20 protein-coding genes are annotated in these 19,668 nt (G+C 32.0%); 16 read left to right on the forward strand and 4 right to left on the reverse strand.

Annotation, left to right across the window (positions count from 1 at the left end):
- Positions 1-205: 205 nt before the first annotated feature.
- Entirely contained in the window at positions 206-736 is a 531-nt protein-coding gene (gene xrtF, locus J3U20_RS06270) for an exosortase family protein XrtF (protein ID WP_160542432.1), read from the forward strand.
- A 4-nt stretch (positions 737-740) separates the two neighbouring features.
- On the forward strand, positions 741-1,184 hold the full coding sequence (locus tag J3U20_RS06275; RefSeq protein ID WP_160542433.1) for an exosortase F system-associated membrane protein: 444 nt from the start codon (positions 741-743) through the stop codon (positions 1,182-1,184).
- On the opposite strand, the gene J3U20_RS06280 is transcribed toward J3U20_RS06275, so the two are convergent.
- The 4 genes from J3U20_RS06280 to J3U20_RS06295 all read right to left on the reverse strand — a co-directional run bounded on the left by J3U20_RS06280 (position 1,171) and on the right by J3U20_RS06295 (position 3,697).
- A complete protein-coding gene (locus J3U20_RS06280; protein WP_160542434.1) occupies positions 1,171-1,452 on the reverse strand; it encodes a hypothetical protein in 282 nt (93 codons plus the stop codon). The genes J3U20_RS06275 and J3U20_RS06280 overlap by 14 nt on opposite strands.
- A 37-nt stretch (positions 1,453-1,489) precedes the next feature.
- Positions 1,490-2,233 (reverse strand): 23S rRNA (guanosine(2251)-2'-O)-methyltransferase RlmB, encoded by a 744-nt coding sequence (gene rlmB, locus J3U20_RS06285; protein ID WP_160542435.1) that lies wholly within the window; start codon positions 2,231-2,233, stop codon positions 1,490-1,492.
- A gap of 64 nt (positions 2,234-2,297) precedes the next feature.
- On the reverse strand, positions 2,298-2,921 hold the full coding sequence (yihA, locus tag J3U20_RS06290) for a ribosome biogenesis GTP-binding protein YihA/YsxC (protein WP_105297189.1): 624 nt from the start codon (positions 2,919-2,921) through the stop codon (positions 2,298-2,300).
- Between the two features lie 11 nt (positions 2,922-2,932).
- Positions 2,933-3,697, reverse strand: coding sequence for an alpha/beta fold hydrolase (locus J3U20_RS06295; RefSeq protein WP_160542436.1), 765 nt, complete (start codon positions 3,695-3,697; stop codon positions 2,933-2,935).
- Between the two features lie 196 nt (positions 3,698-3,893).
- Between J3U20_RS06295 and mraZ the strand changes: the two genes are divergently transcribed.
- Genes mraZ through J3U20_RS06365 form a run of 14 tightly spaced genes read left to right on the forward strand, consistent with a single transcriptional unit; the run spans position 3,894 to position 19,627 of the window.
- Positions 3,894-4,361 carry a division/cell wall cluster transcriptional repressor MraZ gene (mraZ, locus tag J3U20_RS06300; RefSeq protein WP_105297105.1) on the forward strand — a complete coding sequence of 156 codons (468 nt, stop codon included), beginning with the start codon at positions 3,894-3,896 and terminating at the stop codon, positions 4,359-4,361.
- The gene (rsmH, locus tag J3U20_RS06305; RefSeq protein WP_160542437.1) at positions 4,348-5,247 is read left to right on the forward strand and encodes a 16S rRNA (cytosine(1402)-N(4))-methyltransferase RsmH; all 900 of its coding nucleotides are present in this window, start codon (positions 4,348-4,350) and stop codon (positions 5,245-5,247) included. The genes mraZ and rsmH overlap by 14 nt, the downstream gene beginning before the upstream one ends.
- Position 5,248: 1 nt before the next feature.
- Positions 5,249-5,599, forward strand: a complete 351-nt coding sequence (locus J3U20_RS06310) for an FtsL-like putative cell division protein (protein WP_160542438.1) — start codon at positions 5,249-5,251, stop codon at positions 5,597-5,599.
- Positions 5,592-7,556: a penicillin-binding protein gene (locus tag J3U20_RS06315; protein WP_160542439.1), complete on the forward strand. Its 1,965-nt coding sequence runs from the start codon at positions 5,592-5,594 to the stop codon at positions 7,554-7,556. Before J3U20_RS06310 ends, J3U20_RS06315 begins: the two co-directional genes overlap by 8 nt.
- Positions 7,553-9,010: a UDP-N-acetylmuramoyl-L-alanyl-D-glutamate--2,6-diaminopimelate ligase gene (locus J3U20_RS06320; protein ID WP_160542440.1), complete on the forward strand. Its 1,458-nt coding sequence runs from the start codon at positions 7,553-7,555 to the stop codon at positions 9,008-9,010. Before J3U20_RS06315 ends, J3U20_RS06320 begins: the two co-directional genes overlap by 4 nt.
- 5 nt (positions 9,011-9,015) lie before the next feature.
- The gene (gene mraY, locus J3U20_RS06325) at positions 9,016-10,239 is read left to right on the forward strand and encodes a phospho-N-acetylmuramoyl-pentapeptide-transferase (protein WP_105297100.1); all 1,224 of its coding nucleotides are present in this window, start codon (positions 9,016-9,018) and stop codon (positions 10,237-10,239) included.
- Positions 10,240-10,245: 6 nt separating this feature from the next.
- Complete coding sequence (murD, locus tag J3U20_RS06330; RefSeq protein ID WP_160542441.1) at positions 10,246-11,580, forward strand: UDP-N-acetylmuramoyl-L-alanine--D-glutamate ligase; 1,335 nt, start codon at positions 10,246-10,248, stop codon at positions 11,578-11,580.
- Positions 11,581-11,583: 3 nt separating this feature from the next.
- Positions 11,584-12,774: an FtsW/RodA/SpoVE family cell cycle protein gene (locus tag J3U20_RS06335; RefSeq protein WP_160542442.1), complete on the forward strand. Its 1,191-nt coding sequence runs from the start codon at positions 11,584-11,586 to the stop codon at positions 12,772-12,774.
- Positions 12,761-13,861, forward strand: coding sequence for an undecaprenyldiphospho-muramoylpentapeptide beta-N-acetylglucosaminyltransferase (gene murG, locus J3U20_RS06340; protein ID WP_160542443.1), 1,101 nt, complete (start codon positions 12,761-12,763; stop codon positions 13,859-13,861). The genes J3U20_RS06335 and murG overlap by 14 nt, the downstream gene beginning before the upstream one ends.
- A 3-nt stretch (positions 13,862-13,864) precedes the next feature.
- Positions 13,865-15,226 (forward strand): UDP-N-acetylmuramate--L-alanine ligase, encoded by a 1,362-nt coding sequence (gene murC / locus J3U20_RS06345; protein ID WP_160542444.1) that lies wholly within the window; start codon positions 13,865-13,867, stop codon positions 15,224-15,226.
- A complete protein-coding gene (locus tag J3U20_RS06350; protein ID WP_160549975.1) occupies positions 15,210-15,938 on the forward strand; it encodes a cell division protein FtsQ/DivIB in 729 nt (242 codons plus the stop codon). The genes murC and J3U20_RS06350 overlap by 17 nt, the downstream gene beginning before the upstream one ends.
- 2 nt (positions 15,939-15,940) lie before the next feature.
- Entirely contained in the window at positions 15,941-17,317 is a 1,377-nt protein-coding gene (gene ftsA, locus J3U20_RS06355; RefSeq protein ID WP_160542446.1) for a cell division protein FtsA, read from the forward strand.
- 14 nt (positions 17,318-17,331) lie between these two features.
- Complete coding sequence (ftsZ, locus tag J3U20_RS06360) at positions 17,332-19,158, forward strand: cell division protein FtsZ (protein ID WP_160542447.1); 1,827 nt, start codon at positions 17,332-17,334, stop codon at positions 19,156-19,158.
- A 22-nt stretch (positions 19,159-19,180) separates the two neighbouring features.
- Entirely contained in the window at positions 19,181-19,627 is a 447-nt protein-coding gene (locus J3U20_RS06365; RefSeq protein ID WP_160542448.1) for a GatB/YqeY domain-containing protein, read from the forward strand.
- Positions 19,628-19,668 lie beyond the last annotated feature (41 nt).

The following is a 19,668-nucleotide window of genomic DNA, read 5'->3' on the forward strand; positions in this document are numbered from 1 at the left end:
TACGCATAGTAGTAAAGCCCTTATTTTCAATTACTTATTATTTAAATAAAATATTTAATATAGTATTACCAAAAAATTGAAATAATCCGACCAGTTCTCATCTTAACTATATAACTTAAAACTTATAATTAAAGTATAAGTTATTTAGTATTTTCAATACTTATAATTATAATAATTTATATTTTTATATTTTAGTTTCTTTTTCATGAAAGAATATAGGCCCATATTTATAAGTTTACTTAAATTTTTCTCTGTTTATTTAATTTTAACAGCACTTTATTATTGGTATCTTACTTATTATCAAAATGACCTGGCGACCTGTGATATTTATACTTTTAACGTTGCTAAACAATCGTCTTGTTTACTCCAATGGATTGGCATTACAAGCAAGGCGATCCATATAGATCATGAAAATTTCATGCGTTTTTATATCAATAATAAATTTGTTAGCATTGTTAATGAAGGTTGCAATGCTTTGTCGGTAATTATTCTTTACGTATCGTTTATAATAGCTTTTGCTAATTCTTTCAAAAAAACCTGTATTTATCTGGTTATAACTATCTTATTTATATACTTAATAAACATTGTAAGGATAAGCTTTATTAATTATATATTTTATTATTATCCGCAATATGGAAAATTCAGCCATGACTATTTATTTCCATCAATTATATACGGATTGATAATTATATTATGGATTGTATGGATTAAATATTTCATATTTAAAAAGAAATAAAAATATGAAAAAAACAGGTAAAATTATTGGAATTCTACTAAGCATACTTGCTTTAATTTTGGTACGAAAATTTGAAACCTCTTTGTTTTATGATCCTCTACTCTTATTTTTTAAACAAAAAGATTTTAATCATCAAATTCCTCCTGAATTTAATCTCATAAAACTTACGACGTCTCTTATCTTTCGATACGGATTAAATTCTATTATAACGCTTGTGATTATATATTTATGGTATAATGATAAAAAAATAATGAAAGTATGTTCCTATATTTTAAGTATTGGATTCCTTATTTTTATATCCCTTTATTTATTTTCCTTACTAACCAATTTTAGTTTGGGTTACATGCCAACATTTTATATAAGAAGAGTTTTAATTCAGCCTATATTTTTACTGTTGCTTATACCCGCAATATATTATTATAAAAATTTACCCACTAATTCCCGTTAGGAGTATCGTTATTGGTTGTTGTTTCTTGATTTTGTAGCTTATTTCTCATAACTTCTCTTTCAGCTTCTCTAGCTTTTCTTTTTATACTTTGCGTTTTGCTGCTATAACCGCCAATAGCACCTAATATGAGACCTATTCCGGAACCGGCCAATAAACCAATAACTAATGTAATTGTTAAAAAGGGTTCTTTTGATCCATTACATTGGATGTACCCTAAGGCTATTCCCAGGATTAAAAATAGAATACCAATAATTATTGAACTTTTCATTATTATAATATATTTTAGATAATAAATTTATGAAAATTTATTTATTTGAGTTTAAATTTTGCCTTACCACCTCGTATAAAAAGGCACCACAAGCTACAGATACATTTAAAGAATCCGTTTTACCATAAATAGGCAGCTTTAATTTTGCATCAGAATTTTTAAGCAAATCCCTTGAAATTCCTTTTTCTTCATTTCCTACAATAACAGCTAACGGAAGTTCCAACACTTCATCATATAAATAGGTATCTGTTTTCTCAGTAGCACTAACAACTTTTATACCACTTAGCTTTAAAAACTCCAATACTTTTAACAAATTCTTCTCCTTGCAAATTTTTAAATTATAAATAGCCCCTGCAGATGTTTTAATAGAATCCGAATTGATTGGAGCCGAACCTTCATCAGGAATAACTATGACGTCAACACCAACAATTTCTGCAGTTCTGCAAATTGCTCCAAAATTTCTAACGTCAGTTAAATGATCTAAAATAAGGACCAATGGCATTTTCCCGTCTTCAAACAATTGAGGTATAACATCCTCAATTGCAAAAAATTGTACCGGTGAAAGAAAAGCACATACACCTTGATGATTTTTACGGGTCAATCGATTCAATTTTTCAATCGGAACATACTTAACACGAATTCCCGCTTGTGAAAATTTCATCTTCAAGACTTTAATATTATCTCCTAATAAACCATTTTGAATAAATACCTTATCAAAAGTTTTTCCTGCCTCTAAAGCCTCCATAACAGGCCGTATTCCGAATATAAAATCTTTTTCCATATATTTAAATGAGGGTAATTTATAAATATTTAGTCAAGCTTCTACTAATTATTTGGTTAGATTATTAATCTCCAAAATAAATTTTATTTCTTGCCAAATATTTATTGGTATCTTCAATAAAAGAAAGTATCTCTTCTTTTCCAATCTTCTTTTCTGATGAAGATTTAAACATTTCAGGAAGATCATCCCAAGTTTTACGTAATTCTTGAGAATACTTTTTAAAATTAAAAGAAAACTCTTTTTGAGTGACTTTATCCAACTTGGTGAAAATTAATGAAAAAGGGATACCTGATTCTCCCAGCCAGTTGATAAAATCTATATCAATTTTAAGAGGTAAATGACGAGCGTCTATTAATACAAAAAGGTTTACTAAATTTTTTCTAGACAACACATATTTTTCAATCATCTTAGAAAATGCAGCCCTATTCGTTTTAGAAGCTTTCGCATAACCATATCCCGGCAAATCTGTTAAATACCAGTTGTCATTAATTAAAAAATGATTAATCAATTGAGTCTTTCCGGGAGTGGATGAAGTTTTGGCTAACCCTTTTTTATTGGTAAGCATATTAATTAAAGATGATTTACCTACGTTAGATCTGCCTATAAAGGCATATTCAGGCTTATTGCCTTCCGGACAATCTTCAATTAATTTACTGCTTTTTATAAATTCTGCTGAATATATATTCATGATTTGATTTTCTACAATTTCATCTCTTTCAGCCAATTAAAAAGAATTTCATTAAATTCAATCGGTTTTTCCATCATTGGCGAATGACCGCATTGATCTACCCAAAATAATTGAGAATTAAGAATTCCTTCATGAAATTCTTCCGCTACTTCCGGTGGAGTTACATTGTCTTGTTTTCCCCAAATCAGACATGTCGGTTGATGAATATTTTTTAACTCTTTAGATAAATTATGCTTGATGGCACTTCTTGCAATGTGAATTGTTTTTAAAACTTTGCTCCTGTCAGACAATGTTTCATATACTTCTTCAACTAATTCTTTAGTGGCAATCTTAGGATCATAAAAAACCTCTTCCGATTTCTTTTTTATATAATCATAGCTGCCTCTTTTAGGATAGGATTCTCCAAAACTTCTCTCATACAATCCTGAACTACCGGTTAAAACCAAAGAATCAACATATTGAGGTTTTTTCAAAGAAATCATTAATCCTAAATGTCCGCCTAAAGAATTCCCCAAAATAATGGATGGCTCATCAACAACCTTTTGTAGAAAGCTAATCACATAATTAGTTAATCCCATTACGTTAGTCCTCAAAGTAGGAAGAGAATATAAAGGAAGTTCAATAGAATACACCTTATAGCCATTTTTGGAAAAAAAATTAACCTGATCCGAAAAATTGCTTAAACTACCCATTAAACCATGCAATAAAACTATTGGTTTGCCTTCTCCCTCTACCGTATATGCAAATTTTTTTTCTTTACGAAGATTAAAAATCATTAGTCAATCTTATTGCTGTGCAGATGCAAAAATACATCATTTATTACTAAATAAAAACATTATTTACTAATAACTTTCCTTCTTTATGTATTTAAATATCCTTTTTTTACCGAATTATTTAGCCCACAAAAGTTATCAACAAAAGTGGGTAAAAGTGGAGCAAAGTGGAAAATAATTTCTAATTTTGAAGACTAATATGGTAAATCTTATTGGAACATATGAATGTACCCTTGATTCAAAAGGAAGAATGTTGCTCCCTTCAGGTTTGAAGAAGCAAATGGATACCCTTTTGCAAGAAGGTTTTGTCCTAAAAAGATCCGTATTTCAACCCTGTTTAGAGCTTCACCCCATGTCTGAATGGAATCAGGTAATGGGCAAAATAAATAAATTAAACCGTTTTGTGAAAAAAAATAATGATTTTATCCGCCAATTTACAGCCGGTTTAAAAAATGTGGAAATAGATACCAGCGGACGTTTACAGATAAGTAAAGATTTGATACAATTTGCTAAGCTTGAAAAAAATATTGTAGTAGCAGCAGCTATTAATGTTATTGAAATATGGGACAAGAACCTTTATGAAGATTCTGTTAATGTAAATGATTTAGACTTTGCCAATTTAGCAGAGGAAGTAATGGGTAATATATCTGAAGATGAATTATCATAAGCCTGTATTATTACATCCAAGCGTAGATGCTTTAATTTCTAATCCCAAAGGTATTTACGTAGACTGCACTTTTGGCGGCGGAGGGCACTCTCGTTTAATTTTGGAAAAATTATCTATTGAAGGAAAGCTGTTTGCTTTTGATCAAGATTATGATGCAATTGCCAACCTTATTCAAGATAGTCGCTTTACGTTCATTCAACAGAATTTTCGTTATTTGAAAAATTCGTTGCGATTTTATAAAGTGGACGCTGTTGATGGTATACTTGCCGATTTAGGGGTTTCATCCCATCAATTTGATATACCGTTAAGAGGTTTTTCCACTCGATTTGACGGCCCACTAGACATGAGGATGAACAATAAACAATCCCTTAGTGCAAAAGATATTATTAACAACTATACAGAAGATCAATTAGCTGAAATTTTTTATTTATACGGAGAATTAAAACAATCCAGAAAAATTTCAAGAGAAATTATAGAAGCAAGAAAAGAAAAACATATAGAAACAACCTCAGATCTTAAAGTAATATTTGAAAAGAGTATTCCCTCTTTTAAACAAAATAAATTTTTCGCTCAATTATTTCAAGCACTTAGAATTGAAGTAAATGACGAATTAAATGCTTTGAAAGAACTATTAACTCAAAGCTATGAAATGCTTAAGCCGGGGGGAACATTGGTGTTTATCTCCTACCATTCGCTTGAAGATCGATTGGTTAAAAAATTTTTAAAAACAGGATTATTTAAAGGAGAGCCGGAAAGAGATATTTACGGGAATTGGGAAAAACCTTTTGATATTCCTTATTCAAAAGCTATAATCCCGAATCAAGAAGAAATTTTAGATAACACAAGAGCACGTAGTGCAAAAATGCGAATAGCAACAAAACGGTAAAATGGCTAAAAGAAGAGCTATAAATAAAAAAGGTAGAACTATTTTAGATATACTAAAAGGAAAATTTTTAGTAGAGGGAGATGCTTTTTCCGTTTGGAAATTTATTTTATTTATGATGATTTTGTCTCTAATTTCAATTTCTTCTTCTCATATAGTTGACGAAAAAGTGGTTGAAATTTCAGAATTAAAAGAAAAATCAGAAGAATATAAAGCCCGATATGCTTTAATACATAATAAACTAATGAAATTGAAAGTAGAATCGGAATTAGAAGACATGGTCATCTCTGATTCACTTCATGCATTAGATAAACAACCTTATAAAATTTTGGTACCAAAAGTTAAAGATGAATAATGAGCGAAAAAAAATATTAGCACGTACCTACTTGGTTGCCGCACTTATTTTATTATTTGCGGTATCCGTGTTTGCTCGCCTTATTTATATTCAAACTCATGATACCGAAAAATATAAAAATCTTGCTCAAACCACCAATTTCCGAAATGTAGAGGTTGTAGCTGCAAGAGGTAATTTATATGCTTCGGACGGTATCTTACTTGCCACCACGATTACTAAATATGATATATATATGGATATGAAAACTATCCGTAATGAATTGTATCAAAATAATATTGGAGCATTATGCGATTCTTTGCAAAAAATGTTTAAAAAGCCAAGCTTTTATTTTTATTCAAAATTAAACGAAGCAAGAAAAAAAGAAAACCAATACTTAAAACTAGCCAAAGGTCTTGATTACGAACAATTTGCTAGACTTAAAAATTTTCCAATCTTAAACAAAGGAAAAAACAAAGGAGGCTTTATAGTTGAAAGAAGAACCGAGAGAATAAAAACCATTTCAGGATTTGGAATCAGAACCCTAGGATTTGATGATGAAAGAGGAAAATCAGGGTTAGAAGGTGCATTTTCTTGTTATTTAAAAGGTAAAAACGGAAGAGAAATCCAACAAAGAATTAATCAAAAACAGTGGAAACCCATTAATATAGAGTTAGAACCTCAAGATGGAAATGATGTGTATACAACTATAGACATGAGGATTCAAGACATTGCTTATTCTGCTTTGCAAGAACAACTTGAAAAATCTGAAGCGGATCATGGTTGTGCTATAGTTATGGAAGTTGCCACCGGTAAAATTGTTGCCCTAACCAATCTTCAACGAACTAAAGACGGCGGATATGACGATTTACGGAATTTTGCAGTATGGGAGGCAGCAGAACCTGGATCAACATTTAAATCAATATCTATGTTGGCTCTTCTGGATGATGGATATGTAGAACCGAATACCACGGTTGATATTGGCCCCGGGTATTGGAAATACTATAAACATACCATACGAGATGATCACGGAAGCGGTATTATCACTCTATCACAGGTTCTTTCTCAATCGAGCAATGTGGGAATTTCTAAAACGGTAGATAAATATTTTTCTAAAAATCCGCAAGATTTTTTAAATAAAATAAATTCATGGGGCATTAACAAAAAAACTGACATTGATATACCCGGAGAAAGTGCTCCTTACATACCTAAATACGGTAAAAAATGGAGTCCGGTTACCCTTGCTTGGATGTCATTCGGATATGGCGTAAAACTTACTCCGCTGCAAATTCTTACTTTTTACAATGGAGTAGCTAACAACGGCAAATTAATGAAACCTCAACTTCTGTATAAAATTGAATCAAAAGGTATCGTTACCGAAAAATTTACGCCTATAGTAATAAATCAAAAAATGGCTTCCCAAAAAGCAATTAACGATTTAAAGAAAATGTTAACCTATGCCGTGGAAACAGGAACGTCAAAAAGTATTTATACACCGAATTTATCAATGGCCGGTAAAACAGGAACTGCTCAGGTGGAATACTGGAATAAAGGAAAAGGCAGATTATATCAAGCTTCTTTCTGCGGATTTTTTCCAGCAGATCATCCTGAATATTCGTGTATAGTAGTTATTAACAAACCCAAAAAAGGATTTTATGGATCTCAGGTTGCGGCTCCTGTATTTAAAGAAATAGCAGGTAAAGTATATCTTAAAAAACCATTAAATCTTCCCAAAGAAGATAAATCTAAAGAGTCACAAAATATAAATGTATTATTAACTAAAAACCAAAAGCTAACTATTAGCCCATCTACTGCCTTGGTTCCAAACGTAATTGGCTATTATGGAAAAGATGCTATCCCCGCTTTGGAAAACCTGGGATTAAAAGTAGTTTATTCAGGAAATGGAAAAGTCATTGAACAATCCATAATTGGCTATCCTATAAAAAAAGGTATGACTGTATATTTAAAATTAAGCGCATGAAAAAGCTTTCAGACCTATTATATAAAGTATCCATTGAAAAACTAATTGGTAATGTTGGTTCTTCAATTAAAAATATTTCTTTTGATTCAAGAAAAATTGAATCGGGATATATTTTCTTTGCAATAAAAGGATACGATTTAGACGGTCATAAATATATACCCCAAGCTATAATCCAAGGGGCGTCTGTTGTCGTATGCGAAGAACTTCCTGAAGAGTTATCAGATTACGTAACTTATGTTCAGGTTAAAAATTCAAGCATAGCTTTAGGTATAGTCGCTTCAAACTTTTATGACAATCCTTCCGAGAAATTGACACTTGCAGGTATTACAGGAACTAATGGTAAGACCACTACAACAACTTTACTCTATAATTTATTTACACAATTAGGTTTTCGTTGTGCTTTACTTTCAACAATAGAAAACAGAATTTCAGATAAAGTTTTAAATTCAAATCATACGACTCCTGATCCTATTACCATAAACCAGTTACTAGCTCAAGCAGTAGACGAAGGTTGTCAATATGCATTCATGGAAGTCAGTTCTCACGGAATACATCAAAATAGGTTAGCAGGGTTAACTTTTAAAATTGGAGCTTTTACAAATATCACGCATGACCATTTGGATTATCATCAAACGTTTTCCAATTATATTGCTGCTAAAAAGAAATTTTTTGATGAATTACCAAAGACCGCGATTGCGATCACTAATATGGATGATAAAAATGGTCTTATAATGCTTCAAAATACGAACGCTAAAAAAGTAACCTATTCCTTAAAATCAAATTCAGAGTATAAGGGAAAAATTATTGAGAATAGATTAGACGGAATGTTGTTACAATTTAATAATCAAGAATTTTGGACAGTTTTAGCAGGAAAATTCAATGCATACAATGAACTTTTAGCTTATACTATTGCTTCTGAATTAGGCTTTGATTCTTTAGATATAGTAACAGCATTAAGTAAATTACAACGAGTGAAAGGACGATTTGAAACCTATGTGAGTGATGACAAAAAATATATCATTGTGGATTACGCCCATACTCCCGATGCATTACAAAACATTTTGGAGGCCATCAATCAATCCCGTACCAGAAATGAAAAATTAATTACTGTTTTTGGTTGTGGAGGACATAGAGATAAAGAGAAAAGACCCAAAATGGGAAATATTGCCACTCGATTATCCGATTTAGCAATTATAACATCCGATAATCCCAGAGATGAAAATCCGGATGAAATAATACAAGAAATTGAAACTGGTATTGAACCTCAAAATACCAATAAATATTTATCCATAACAGATAGAAAACAAGCCATACGAACAGCCATTAAAATGGCAGCACCTAAAGATATAATCCTGATTGCAGGAAAAGGACATGAAAATTATCAAGAAATTAATGGAAAGCATTTTCCATTTGATGATATGAAAATAGCTAAAGAATTATTAAAAAACACATAAAAAGGATGCTTTACCACTTATTTGATTATTTAAATGTAAATTATTATATACCCGGAAGCGGTTTATATAGATATATTACATTCCGAGCCTTAGCAGCGGTATTTACATCTCTATTTATCTCTTTAATTATTGGTAAAAAAATTATCAATTTCCTTCGTAGAAAACAATTAGGTGAAACAGTAAGAGAACTGGGACTTAGCGGACAAAAAGAAAAAGAAGGTACTCCTACTATGGGGGGAATTATTATCATCTTGGCAACGTTGATTCCGGTACTTTTATTTTGTAAATTAAACAACATCTATATTATTATATTGGTCATATCAACCATTTGGATGGGAATTATTGGCTTTTTAGACGATTTTTTAAAAATTCATAAAAAAAATAAAGTCGGATTAAAAGGTAAATTCAAAGTTTTAGGTCAGATAAGTCTCGGTATTTTTGTGGGAGTAGTTTTGTATACGAATAAAGATATTGTAATCAAAGAAAAAATTGAAGGCTCTCATAATATAGAATTTGCAAAAGATTTCTATCCCAGAGAAAAAACATTTAAAACTACTATTCCATTTTTTAAAAACAATCAATTTGATTACGGAAAGGTTCTCAAATGGATAGGAATGGATGAAAAAGAATCAGAAGATTTGGTATGGATCATTTTAATTCCGGTAGTTATAACTATTGTTACTGCAGTTTCTAACGGAGCCAACCTCACCGACGGGATTGACGGACTAGCAGCAGGAAGCTCAGCAATTATTGTTACCACACTAGCTTTATTTGCTTATGTGTCCGGAAATATAATGATGGCGGATTACTTAAATCTGATGTATATTCCTAATTCGGGCGAAATAGTAATATTTTCGGCAGCCTTTGCCGGTGCTTTGATCGGCTTTTTATGGTATAACACGTATCCGGCTCAAATATTTATGGGAGATACGGGAAGTCTTACGATCGGAGGCGTTATCGCAGTTTTAGCTATAGTTTTAAGAAAAGAACTACTAATTCCTGTATTGTGCGGAATATTTTTAATTGAAAATCTTTCTGTAATTCTCCAGGTAATTTATTTTAAATATACTAAGAAAAAATACGGAGAAGGAAAAAGAATATTTTTAATGTCTCCCCTTCATCACCATTTTCAAAAATTAGGATATCACGAAAGTAAAATAGTGACCCGTTTTTGGATTATTGGAATTATGCTGGCCATATTCTGTATCATAACCCTAAAAGTAAGATAAAAAGAAATGAAAAGGTTAGTTATATTAGGAGGTGGAGAAAGTGGCGTAGGTGCAGCCATATTAGGAAAAAAAGTCGGATTTGACGTTTTTCTTTCCGATATGGGTTCTATAAAAGAAGAATATAAAGCAATTTTATCTGAAAAGGGAATTCCATTTGAAGAAAAACAACATACAGAGGCATTAATACTCAATGCTGATTGGATCATAAAAAGCCCGGGGATACCTAAAAAATCACCCATAATTCAAAAAATTAATGAAAGACAAATTCTTATTTCATCAGAAATTGAATTTGCCTCGCAATATACCGATGCTACACTTATTGCAATTACCGGTTCAAATGGTAAAACAACCACTACCTCATTAACCTACCATATGTTTAAAAAAGCAGGTTATTCAGTTGGATTGGCAGGAAATATCGGTAAAAGCTTTGCTTGGCAGGTAGCTGAAGAAAATTTTGATTATTATATACTTGAAATTAGTAGTTTTCAGTTAGATGACATTCAAAACTTCAAACCTCATATAGCCATGGTCTTGAATTTAAGTCCTGACCATCTCGATCGATATGAATACACCTATCAAAAGTATATCGATGCAAAATTTACAATAACTAAAAATCAAGATCCTAAGGATTATTTTATATATAATGAGGATGATCCAATGACTACTAATTGGTTTCAAAATCACAATACCAAAGCGCAAAAGCTTCCTTTTTCTTTACATATGAAAATTGAAAACGGAGCTTTCAGCGATCATGAAAATATAAACTTCCACATTAACTCAGATACTTTTAAAATGAAAATCAACGAATTAGCGCTTACAGGAAAACACAATATTGCCAATTCCATGGCAGCAGGAATTGCCGGAAAACTATCTAAAATTAAAAATGATTTCATAAAACAAAGTTTAATGGATTTTGAAGCGGTAGAACACCGTTTGGAATTTGTTTTAAAAATTAATGGAATTAATTTTATCAACGACAGTAAGGCGACCAATGTAAATTCTGTTTATTATGCTTTAGAAAGTATGAAAACACCGGTGATATGGATTGTGGGAGGAACTGACAAAGGAAATGACTACAGTGAACTGATTCCATTTGTTCAAAGAAAAGTCAAAGCCATAGTTTGCTTAGGTGTTGATAATAAAAAGATAATTGATACTTTTCAGGATATAGTTTCAAACATTGTTGAAACTAAATGTATGAAAGATGCCGTAAATGCAGCCTATAGTTTAGGCTCAAAAGGAGATTCTGTACTTCTTTCACCTGCATGTGCAAGTTTCGATTTATTTAAAAATTATGAAGATCGAGGAAATCAGTTTAAGGAGGAAGTTAGAAAACTTTAATAAATGAGAAAATTAAAACAATACTTTAAGGGAGACATAACTCTTTGGGCAGCGATATTACTGATTTCGTTAGCTTCCTTCTTACCCGTATATTCTGCCAGTTCGAATTTGCAATATGTAGTCGGACAAGGATCCGTTTTGGGACATTTTGCCAAACATGCCGGGTTTATTATAGTCGGAATAGGTATTGTTTTTATTTTTCAAAAAATTGATTATAAATATTTTGGCGGATTTTCCAAATTATTATTACCGGTAGTTATTTTTTTATTGATACTTACTTTAATGCAAGGCAAAAGTATTGATGGAGCGAATGCTTCTCGTTGGTTGAAACTTCCGGGGGTTCCGTTTGCCTTTCAAACCTCTGTTTTTGCGGCATTAGTATTAAATATATATGTTGCCCGATATCTTGATAGAATTAAAGATAAAGAAATAACTTTCAATAATAGTTTTGTACCTATTTTACTACCTATTTTTATGGTAGTCGGACTTATATTTCCTGCAAACGGATCAACGGGAATTTTAATTTTTTTGATGGTTTTAGCTTTATTGTTTATCGGGGGATATCCTATCAAAATATTACTTTCAATTATCGGGGTTGGTATAATTGTGGCTATTCTTTTTATAACAATCGTGTTGGAATATCCGGATATGTTTCCCGGCCACAGGGTTCATACTTGGAAGAGCAGAATTGAAAACTTTGCTGGAGAAGATGGAGAAGAAAGTTACCAGGTACAACAAGCTAAAGCAGCTATAGTTCAGGGCGGTATTATACCCAGAGGACCGGGAAAAAGCGCTTTTAAGCAATCTTTACCTCAATCTTCTTCGGATTTTATATTTGCTATTATAGTAGAGGAATACGGTTATGCTGGTGTGTTTTTATGTTTTTTCCTTTATTTACTTATACTCTGGAGAATCATTGTTATAGCCACTAAGGTGGAAAATATATTCGGTACTTTATTAGTGGTGGGTATTGGTCTACCGGTTATATTTCAGGCATTTTCCAATATGGCTGTAGCCGTTAATTTAATTCCGGTTACCGGACAGCCTCTACCCATATTAAGTTACGGAGGAACTTCCATGTGGGTAACTTATATGGCTTTAGGGATTATTATTAGTGTAAGTCGTGATATTGTTTCAAATGAAAACACAGTTAAAGAAAATAATAAAGGAGATATAAATTATGAGATCGCCTAGATTTATAATAAGCGGAGGTGGAACCGGTGGACATATTTTTCCTGCAATTGCCATTGCAGATGAAATAAAACATCGTATTCCTAATGCAGAATTTCTGTTTATAGGTTCGGAAAATAAAATGGAAATGGAAAAAGTACCTCAAGCCGGTTATGCTATTGAAGGATTATGGATCTCAGGAATTTCACGATCGTCCATACTATCTAATTTTAAATTTCCTTTTAAGGTTATTTCGAGCCTGGTAAAATCACGAAAAATTATTAAATCTTTCCAACCGAATGCAGCGATTGGTACCGGCGGATATGCATCCGGGCCTGCTTTATATGTTGCGGCTCAAGCAAACATTCCCACTTTTATACAGGAACAAAATTCGTTTCCCGGTATTACCAATAGAAAACTTGGAACTAAAGCCAAAGGAATTTTTGTTGCTTATGAAGGCATGGGAAAATATTTCCCAAAAGATAACTTATATGTTACCGGAAATCCTGTTAGGAAATCTTTATTTGGAACTATAACTCAAGAACAAGCAAAAAAAGAATTAGGACTCGATCCATCGAAATTGGCAATTTTATCTATAGGAGGGTCTTTAGGCTCGAGAACCATCAATAATTTTTGGAAGGAAAATTCCAAGATAATTGCTGATACTAATATTCAAATCATATGGCAAACCGGAAAATTGGATTATTCTGATATTAAAGTTAATAACAACTTAAAACACAACAATATATTTATTTTTGAGTTTATAAAAGATATGTCCATTGCTTATGCTGCTGCTGATATCATTATATCTAGAGCCGGAGCAATAGCCATATCGGAATTAACCTTAGCCGGAAAGCCAACAATACTTATACCTTTCCCCTTTGCTGCAGAAGATCATCAAACTAAAAATGCCCTGCAATTAGTTAACGCAAACGCTGCAAAAATGGTAAAGGATTCAGAGGTTTCTCAAAAATTATTAAGCGAGATACAAAATCTTTGTAACGATAAAAAAGAAAGAGAACTATTGTCTGAAAATATTGTTAAATTGGCTAAGCCCAATGCTACGGAAGAAATTGTAACTCATATATTAAATGAATTGAAAATTTACTAGTCTATGAAAGATATTCATACATATAAAAATTATTACTTTATAGGAATTGGAGGAATAGGAATGAGTGCTTTGGCTCGTTATTTCAAATTTTCCAATGCAACAGTGTATGGATATGATAAGACTCCCACTAAACTGACTCATAACCTGGAAAAGGAAAATATATCCATTATTTATGAGGATACGATTTCATTACTTCCGAAAAATATTTCCAAAGAGGATACGGTAGTGATTTATACACCTGCTATACCTGAAAATTTAAAAATTAAAAACTATTTTATTGAAAAAGGATTTACACTTTTCAAACGATCCCAAGTTTTAGGTGAAATCACCAAAAGTACTCTGTGTTTGGCTATTGCAGGAACTCATGGAAAGACGACAACTTCAACCTTATTAGGACATATTTGTAAGTATGCAAATTTACCCGCTACTGCTTTTTTAGGCGGTATTTCTGCCAATTATAATTCTAACTTCATTTACAATGGGTCTAAGATTTCCATTGTTGAAGCTGATGAATTTGATAGGTCCTTCTTGTCTCTTTCTCCAAACATGGCAGCTATAACATCTACAGATTCAGATCACTTGGATATTTATGGAAATCATGAAAATATTATTGAATCTTTTAATCAATTTGCGGACTTAATTCCCGAAAACGGATTTTTAATAGTTAAAAAAGGGTTACCCATCAATGCAAAACACCTTACTTATTCAGCTTATGAAAAGGCAGATTATTATGCTGAAAATATACAGATAATCAATGGACAATTCCATTTTGATTTAGTAACGCCTCATCAAATTATAAAAGATTTTATTGTACCCATACCCGGAAAACACAATGTAGAAAATGCAATAGCCGCTTTAGCAATCAGCTCACAACTAGGTATTGAAGCCGATATACTACGTAAGGCTTTAATTGATTTTAAAGGGGTTTTACGAAGATTTAATAAACATGTATTTGAAAATAATAAAATTTACATCGATGATTATGCCCATCATCCAACTGAAATCAATGCTGTAATCGATACAATTAGAAATTTGTATCCTACCAAAAAATTACTGACAGTATTTCAGCCTCACTTATATTCAAGGACCGCTGACTTTGCAGAGGATTTTGCTAAAAGTCTCAGCAAAACAGATACGCTTATTTTATTGGACATCTACCCGGCCAGAGAAACTCCTATCGAAGGAATAACTTCGGAATGGTTGGCGGATAAAATACAACTTGATGACAAGGAAGTATGCTCGATTGATAATGTTTTAAAAAGTATTAAGACAAAAGATTTTGATGTGCTCTTAACCATAGGAGCCGGTAATATTGATACCTTATATGATCCCATAATAAATTGGCTTAATGAAATTAAAATATAGATTAATTAAAATTTTTTTATTACTAATAGTACTAGGATTTTTGATGAACTTTGCAGTTCGAAGACATAATGATAAAAGTATAGATAACGTCAGTATTCTAATTGATAATTCTGATTATATACATTTTATTACCAATGCCATGGTTTATGACATTGTCAACCGATCTTCAAAAAATGAAAAGAAAGCAAGTAAAATAAAAGATATAGATATTTCCAAAACAGAAGAAAATTTGGATACCATACCGTTTATTTCAAACAGTAATGTTTATATAGACTTAAATGGTTCCCTAAATATACATGTGAGTCAAAAAATTCCAATTGTTCGAATTAAGACTCCTAGTGATGAATTTTATTTGGATCAATACGGTACTAAATTTCCTTTGTCCCAAAACTTTTCATTGCCTTGTTTACTTGTAAGTGGTGATATTAAAGCAGAGGAATATAAGAAATTAGTGAAATTATCTCAATTAATAAGTGAAGACAAGATATTAAAAAATCACATTATAAGCATTGATAAAGACAAAAAAAATAGTTATAATTTACTTTTAAATGTAGCCGGAGTATATATAGAATATGGTGATCTTAAAAACAATCATCAGAAACTTACAAATCTAAAAGAATTTTACAAACAATATCTAGATTATGTAGGTTTTGGCGTTTATAAGAAAATAAGTTTAAAATATGACAATCAAATAGTTGCAACAAAGAGATAAATATGGACAACAACAACAATATTGCAGTAGGTTTGGATATAGGCACAACAAAGATTGTTGCTATAGTTGGGCAAAGGAATGAACATGGAAAATTGGTTATTCTGGGAATGGGAAGAGCTAAAAGTTTAGGCGTTCATCGGGGTGTAGTAAATAATATTACTCAGACTATTGATTCAATAAAAAAAGCAATTTCTGAGGCTGAAAAAGCAGCAAATTACAAAATTACCGATGTTACTGTTGGAATTGCAGGACAACATATTAGAAGTCTTCAACACAGCGATTATATTTCCAGACCTAATTTTGAAGATGTTATTGACGATACGGATATTGAAAAGTTAAAAGAACAAGTACATAAACTAGTCATGCTTCCGGGAGAAGAAATTATACATGTTCTTCCTCAAGAATACAAGGTTGATTCTCAATCTGAAATTATTGAACCGAGAGGTTTCCACGGTAGCAGATTGGAAGCTAATTTTCATGTTGTAGTTGGTCAAATTTCTTTAATTAGAAATATTGCCAGATGTGTTAAAGAAGCAGGGTTAAATTTAGTAGGTATAACATTGGAACCCCTTGCCTCTTCGGATGCGGTTTTGAGTCAGGAAGAAAAAGAAGCCGGAGTTGCTTTGATCGATGTAGGAGGAGGTACAACCGATATTGCCGTTTTTAAAGATAATATTATTCGTCATACAGCGGTAATACCTTTCGGTGGAAATGTGATTACTGATGATATCAAATCAGGTTGTTCAATTATTGAAAGACAGGCAGAAATTTTAAAAGTTAAATATGGTTCTGCCTGGCCATCTGAAAATAAGGAGATTGAAGTCATCAGTATACCCGGATTGCACGGAAGAGAACCTAAAGAAATTACCGTCAAGAAATTATCTCAAATTATACATGCAAGGGTTGAAGAAATTATTTCCTTAGCTTATTTAGAATTAAAAAATTACGGATGTGAGGAGCAAAAGAAAAAGTTGATTGCAGGAATCGTAATGACGGGAGGAGGCTCTAAGTTAAAGCATTTAAGGCAATTAACTGAATATACCACAGGTATGGATGTTCGCATTGGTTATTGTAATGAACATTTAGCCGGAGGACAGCCCGAAGAATTAGCCAGTCCTGAATATGCTACTGCCATAGGATTATTAATGACAGGGCTCAATAATCTTGAATTAAAGAAAAATAAAATTCAACAGGAAACTAAAAATATAAAGAAACCTGAAGTTTCTTCAGATATTCCGACTGAAAATTCTAGTACAACTACCCTGAATATTGAGCAAAAAACTTTGAAAGAAGAAAAGAAGAAAAGTAAAGAAAAGAAAAAATCTATATTCGCTTCTTTTCAAGAAAAATTTATTAAATATATTAACGATACAGAATAAACAGATAGAATACAATGGATAATACAGAGAACAATAAGCTATTTTTTGAGCTGCCCAAAAATAAAACTTCAGCCATCAAGGTAATTGGTGTCGGAGGTGGAGGAAATAATGCTGTTGGTTATATGTATGATCAAGGCATTACCGGTGTAGATTTTATAATTTGCAATACGGATGCACAGGCATTAATCAATAATCCTATCCCAAATAAAATTCAGTTGGGAAATACCATTACGGAAGGTTTAGGAGCCGGAGCCAATCCTGAAATCGGAGAACAGGCTGCTCTAGAGAGTATAGATGACATTAAAAATGCTTTAGGTGATCAAACTAAAATGGTTTTCATAACCGCAGGAATGGGAGGAGGAACCGGTACAGGAGCAGCGCCTATTATTTCGGGTATTGCAAAAGAAATGGGTATTCTAACTGTTGGTATTGTCACTATTCCTTTTTCTTTTGAAGGTAAATCGCGATTGGAACAAGCAGAAAAAGGTCTTGAAAAAATCAGGAAAAACGTTGACTCTTTAATTGTCGTAAAAAACGATAAGTTGAGAGAATTGTATGGAAACTTGGGTTATAAATCCGGATTCTCAAAATCCAATGAGGTGCTAAGCACAGCTGCTAAAGGAATTGCTGAAGTTATTACAAAAAATTACTCCATCAATATAGATTTACGTGATGCTAAAACCGTTCTGGCAGATAGCGGAACAGCCATCATGGGATCTGCTGTTTCTTCCGGACCTAACAAAGCCCAGGATGCTATCATGGCTGCCTTGGATTCTCCTTTGCTTAATGATAATAAAATTACGGGAGCTAAGAATGTATTATTGTTAATCGTATCCGGCGATGATGAGATAACAGTAGACGAAATAGGTATCATTAATGATTATATTCAATCTGAAGCCGGTAATAGTACAAATATTATTATGGGTATCGGTGAAGATGAAAGTTTAGGAGATAGTATCAGAGTAACTGTCATTGCAACCGGTTTTCCTGTGGACGATGAAAGAAACAGCGGTAAAGAAAAAGAGAAGATCGTACATACGTTAACTGATGATTTTCCAACTTCTAATCCCTTGAATTTAGGAAATGCAAAAGCTGCAAATTTCAATAGTCAAAAAGATAATAGATCTGATGAACCACAAATAATTTCTTCAATTAATAAAGGAAATTATATTCAGGAAAAAAACGAAGAAAAAACGATTCAAAAAATAATAACTCTAGAAGATGAAGAAGAGGTAACCACTTTTGGAATATCTAACAGAAAAGATCCGATTGTTCCTTCTTTTCCCATTGATGAGGAAATAAATATTATTAAAAAGGATGTATATCCTCCCCAAAATAATGAAACAACTTTATTTTCTAATACAGAAAATACATTTAAGGAACTCAAAGAAGATAAACTTCCCGAGCCTCCTGTAAACCAATCGACTATATTCACTTTAGATGAAGCTGAGGATTTTACTCAAAAAGTAAATTTTCAAACAGAAACCGAAGAATTTAGTTCTTATAATAACAAATTTCAGCTTCCTGAAGAAAAAAAGGAAATTTTCACAGAAGATCAAACCGTTTCTGAAGATAAAAATTATTCTTCAGAATCCTTGAATGAGCTTATGGAGAAAAAAATCCAAGAAAGAAGAGAACGATTGAAAAAACTGAACAGCAAATTTCAAGGATTATCTAAACAAAATGTTGATGAAGTGGAAAAAGTTCCGGCTTATAAAAGACAAGGCATTAATTTAGATGAAAATATAGATTCTAATAAAAGTTCGGATATGTACTTTAACAAAAATTCTAATGAAGTTCAAATCCGACCGAATAATTTTTTCCATGATAATGTTGATTAGTCCCTAACTAAAACAAATAATTATGAGCTTAGAAACTAAAATAATGGATGCGATGAAAGTCGCCATGAAAGATAAAGATAAAGTAGCATTGGAATCATTACGAGCTATTAAATCTCAATTGTTATTACTTAAAACGGATGGTAAGACGGAAGATATTTCTCCGGACCAGGAAATTGCTTTATTACAAAGATTGGTTAAGCAAAGAAAAGAGGCTTATGAACAATTTTTAGCTAATAACAGGAATGAATTGGCTGAAAATGAATTAGCACAAGCAAAAGTCATTGAGCAATTCCTTCCGACACAACTTACTCCTGAAGAATTAGAAAAAGAACTTCGAGAGATTATAGCCGAAACCGGTGCTCAAGATATTAAAGATCTGGGAAAGGTTATGGGCATAGCTTCAAAAAAATTACAAGGAAAATCCGAAGGAAAAACAATATCAGAAACTGTTAGGAAGTTGTTGTCCTAATTTATCTTTTGTATGTAAGCCGATGCTATCAGTCGGCTTTT

It is taken from the genome of Apibacter sp. B3919 (genome assembly GCF_026537405.1).
Taxonomy (GTDB): domain Bacteria; phylum Bacteroidota; class Bacteroidia; order Flavobacteriales; family Weeksellaceae; genus Apibacter.